Raw genomic sequence first — 2,854 nt, forward strand, 5'->3', positions numbered from 1 at the left:
CTTTCATGTACGATCCTCCTATAATCCAAATATATGGATGATTTTATATATCATTTAATTATATATATATCAATTGGTTGGAAATGTCAAACATCAAACTATGCGGGTTCGTGATGAGGAAGCATTATATATTAAAAATATGTAAATAATACTCAGAGGGATGCGATGAATGCAGGCTTATTACTAAATGCCACTATCTGTTTTGCAATAACATTATCATCATTTGCTTTTGCGTGGGTACTTGCCCGCAGTGAAGAAGAGCATACTGATAAGAGTAAACCTGCCCTTTGGTCACTTGTAATATTGTGGTCACTTGTGGGACTTACTTATCTGCCCACCACCATTAGAATGATAGCTGCTTACATGGGAAGGGAAAATCTGGACCTTATGATGTACAACCTTGCAGCAGTACCATTCTCTTTTGTGGCGGTTCCACTGGTATTCTTCATATTATATGTTATAGCAGGAAATAAAAAAATAAGCGCATATATTTCACTACTTTTTGCACTCTTTGGCGTATCATATCTTATGTTATTATTTACGAATGGTGTAATCGGACCTATCGTTTCGGATTACTCATCCTTGTTCACAATTAACAGTGATATTGCAATTAATATCTACCTGATTGGACTTTTTGTGATACCCACCGCAATGATCATAGGATTTTTGTTGTTAATTTTCCTTCAGAAAATGCCAAAACATCTCAGATACAGAACAGCATTGCCACTAGTTGCAATATCATTTGTGTTTGACTTTATGCTGACAGACATGATCACAATGGTAGATGTAATGCAGCTTGTTGCAAGGTTATTTGTACTGATAGGAACTGTGCAGGCATTTCTGGCATATTTTCCACCAATGACATTGCAGGAAAAACTGGGAATTAAAAAATACCAGTACGAACTCTACGATGATGAAGACTTCGACATTGAGGAGGAGGACGATATAGATGTCTGACGAGATTGATGTCGAACTTGAGAAAACTGTAGCAGAGTTTTATCAGTCATTAGGAATTCATCAGGGCCCAGGAGACATTCAATACAGGCTTATATTGAAAGTGCTTGGAAGAAATGAAGGAAAGATCACTGAATTCTCAGAGATTAGAAAATATACAGACCAGTTTGCAGATAAGGGCAGTATTGGAAGCAAAATGAAAACTGTATTCCAGCTTGAAGGTCTGGTTGAAAAAGTCAAACGTGGTGGATACGTTATCACTGACAAAGGAGTTACCGCTTCAAATTTCCTAAAAGATAGCACTGCATTCTATAAGAAGAACAAGAGGATGGGCGAGATTATAGAAAGGATGCCATGAAAAGTGTGTTATTCATAATGCATGAAAAAGTACAAATTACATTATTTTTTATTTCAAAACAGATACATCGTTTCCATGATTTTTATTATGGAATTAGCAGATATCTATGCCTACATCATTTTTGTGATGAGCATCCTTAGATAAACTTATTTTCATTCGTTCATGATAATAATAAATATCCAATCGAATCAATAATATAATAGATGTAACCCACTTAAAACAATTGAGCATCCATATATTCACAGTAAGATCATAAAAGTTTAATATTAATTGCAACCAAAATTGACGGTTTTACTTTTAATCAACTGAATATCTATCTCTTTCTCTATCACTATACCCAGATTTCCCGATATTCCGGCATCAGATTGCTAGCCTTATTTCTTTAGCTATTGGGAAAAAAGCAAAAGTCACCTTAAAATAGATGAACATTCACATGATTTTCCACAAAATCCTAGATTCAAGGTTAAAAGAAGAGATATTATTCAACAATAAATAGGTACTGCCATAATTAAGTTGCTATGTATGAAGATTTCAATCATGCAATGAATACAGGAAATGAATTCTAAATTGCTGCAACAATCATGAATAAGATTATATTCAAAAAATAAAAAGAGCATAAGGTGAAAAACACCTTATGGATATAGCTGTACAGTTTCTAACGTTCCATATGATGACGGAGTTACAAAGTCAGCAGATGTGGCTGCACCAGCCTCTGGCGTAAGCACAATACTAACAGCCGTCCTAGGGGAAACTACAAGACCCGTATCTAATGTAGTAAGTCCAGACAAACTACCAACGGTAGTATAACCAGTTATATCACCTGATGCTACTGTTGAAATATAAACAATTATAAGATCTCCGGTATTCATCACCGGCTCATCCTGTGAAAATGAACCATCCTCATCACGAATCTTTTCTACTGTAAAGAAATATTTACCATTATTACCCGGATCTCCAGTGGAATTTGAAGTCAGCAACTTATTCAGATTTGTGCTTGCACTAGCAGTAGCATCAAAATCCTGCATAATAGAACCGTATGTTTGCTCATTATTTCCATAGATCAAATTATTTGTTGTTGTTCCATCAGTAACGGAGATAACTACCTGATTCAGATCAACAGGGGAACTACCAACATTCAAACCGACTTTAAGTTTCAATAAGGAAATATTGCCAGCCAAATCCGTTGAAGTGTTCTTAGCACGAATACCCTCAATTGTCTTTACCATCAAATTAGATGACACTTCCTGCGTTGCTTCTTTTCCAGTAGACTGTGCTTTCTGTTGTAATGTACCAGACGTCTGGATAAGAACTGCTGCTGCTACTGCGGCAACAAGTACCATTGCAATGAATATAATAAGGGTACCAATACCCACCTGAGCACTTGTATCCACATTAAAGAATCTTTTGTTTGCTTTCATAACAATAACCTCTTTAGAAAATAATATGTGCAAAAGAATCGCACATGATTATTTATGGATACAACTGAACTGTCTCAGTTACACCGTATGAAGATGGCAGTACGAAATCTGCAGTCGTTGCTGC

3 protein-coding genes are annotated in these 2,854 nt (G+C 35.7%); 2 read left to right on the plus strand and 1 reads right to left on the minus strand.

Translation table 11 applies throughout. The features are described from left to right. Window positions 1-165: 165 nt before the first annotated feature. Complete coding sequence (locus FKV42_RS11350) at window positions 166-957, plus strand: hypothetical protein (RefSeq protein ID WP_154810397.1); 792 nt, start codon at window positions 166-168, stop codon at window positions 955-957. Further along, window positions 950-1,312: a hypothetical protein gene (locus FKV42_RS11355; protein WP_154810398.1), complete on the plus strand. Its 363-nt coding sequence runs from the start codon at window positions 950-952 to the stop codon at window positions 1,310-1,312. Before FKV42_RS11350 ends, FKV42_RS11355 begins: the two co-directional genes overlap by 8 nt. Window positions 1,313-1,944: 632 nt before the next feature. On the opposite strand, the gene FKV42_RS11360 is transcribed toward FKV42_RS11355, so the two are convergent. Beyond that, the gene (locus FKV42_RS11360; protein ID WP_154810399.1) at window positions 1,945-2,730 is read right to left on the minus strand and encodes an archaellin/type IV pilin N-terminal domain-containing protein; all 786 of its coding nucleotides are present in this window, start codon (window positions 2,728-2,730) and stop codon (window positions 1,945-1,947) included. Window positions 2,731-2,854: the final 124 nt, after the last annotated feature.

It is taken from the genome of Methanolobus vulcani, assembly GCF_006546655.1.
Taxonomy (GTDB): Archaea; Halobacteriota; Methanosarcinia; order Methanosarcinales; family Methanosarcinaceae; genus Methanolobus; species Methanolobus vulcani_A.

Excerpts from the sequence above, each read along its gene's own strand:
- FKV42_RS11350 (WP_154810397.1), top strand. The coding sequence starts at position 166 with ATGAATGCAGGCTTATTACTAAATGCCACTATCTGTTTTGCAATAACA.
- FKV42_RS11355 (WP_154810398.1), top strand. The coding sequence starts at position 950 with ATGTCTGACGAGATTGATGTCGAACTTGAGAAAACTGTAGCAGAGTTT.
- FKV42_RS11360 (WP_154810399.1), bottom strand. The coding sequence starts at position 2,730 with ATGAAAGCAAACAAAAGATTCTTTAATGTGGATACAAGTGCTCAGGTG.